This is a genomic window from Enterococcus sp. RTP21361st1_A6_RTP21361_211029 (assembly GCF_040910045.1).
GTDB classification, from domain to species: domain Bacteria; phylum Bacillota; class Bacilli; order Lactobacillales; family Enterococcaceae; genus Enterococcus_D; species Enterococcus_D gallinarum.
Genome location: NZ_JBDGBK010000222.1, coordinates 1 through 1,191, shown reverse-complemented (window position 1 = coordinate 1,191; position 1,191 = coordinate 1). Strand labels below are relative to the sequence as shown.

The window sequence follows — 1,191 nt, the reverse complement described above, 5'->3', positions numbered from 1 at the left end:
GTCCTCCGCCTTGCGTTCGTCATCGCAGGCGGTGGCGATATAGGTCCTGACGTCATTCGCCGTCTGCACGATCCGCGAGGTGAGGGGCGTCCTCAATCGCGTATCGCAGACGACGCGAACCGGGTTCCTTCCGTGTGCCATGCGGCATGTCAGCAACGGGTCGTCCTCGATCACCGTGTTCACCCCCACCATGACCGCCGCGACGGATCGACGGAGCTGATGGACCCGACGCCTCGACTCCTCGCCGCTGATCCACCGTGATTGATTGGTATGGGTCGCTATCTTCCCGTCCATCGTCATGGCGTATTTCATGATGACATACGGCGTATGCGTGGTGATGTATTTGCTGAACACCCGTATCAGATGCCGGCACTCGTCGGCCAGCACCCCCACATCGACCCGTATGCCGTGGTCCTCGAGCATGCGCACGCCCTTGCCGGACACCACGGGATTGCAGTCCAAGGTTCCGACGACGACCCTTGCGATGCCGCTTTCCACGATCGCCTCCGTGCATGGCGGCGTTTTGCCGTAATGGCAGCACGGCTCAAGCGTGACGTACAACGTCGCCCCGGCGGGCGACTGCGTGCAATGCCGCAACGCGTTCCTCTCGGCGTGCAATCCGCCGAACATCTCGTGATACCCCTGCCCGATGATCCGATCGTCCTTGACGATCACCGCGCCGACCATGGGATTGGGGTTCACGTATCCGGCCCCTCGCTTCGCCAGCTCGATCGCGAGTCCCATGTACTGCGCATCGTCCATGTACGCCTCCAAGCATGTTGCGCCCATACGCTATCCAAGGCATACAAAAGAAGGTTCATGCGAACACGAAAACGCCCTGAAATGATATGGCATCATTTCAGGGCGTACGACGAAGCATAAACGTACTTTCATCTTCTCTCATCCAGACTGTACTGTCGGCTTTGGAATCTCACCAAATCATGCCTTGCGGCTCGTGGGCTGTACCACCGGTAGGGAATCGCACCCTGCCCTGAAGATAGTTATTCGTTTTGCCCACGATTGTACTCGCCGACGCTCCCCCTGTCAACGGAAGCGGCCTCACGCAGCGCCCGGGCCTTCTGCATCGTCTCGTCGTACTCGAAGTCGAAATCGGATTCCACGGTGATGCCTCCGCCCACGCCGAGCGACGTCCCGCCTCCCTCCCGCACGATGGTGCGAATCACGACGTTG

The 1,191-nt window shown here is 60.1% G+C and carries 2 protein-coding genes and 1 riboswitch; both genes read right to left on the bottom strand.

Annotation, left to right across the window (positions count from 1 at the left end):
• Positions 1–762: bifunctional diaminohydroxyphosphoribosylaminopyrimidine deaminase/5-amino-6-(5-phosphoribosylamino)uracil reductase RibD (ribD, locus tag AB5Z52_RS17210; protein ID WP_368267161.1), on the bottom strand; the 762-nt coding region annotated here is incomplete at its 3' end.
• Positions 763–888: 126 nt separating this feature from the next.
• Positions 889–1,003: riboswitch (FMN riboswitch) on the bottom strand.
• Positions 1,002–1,191, bottom strand: a 190-nt coding sequence (locus AB5Z52_RS17205; protein WP_368267160.1) for a chorismate-binding protein, incomplete at its 5' end; no start/stop codon positions are given. Its footprint overlaps the riboswitch before it by 2 nt.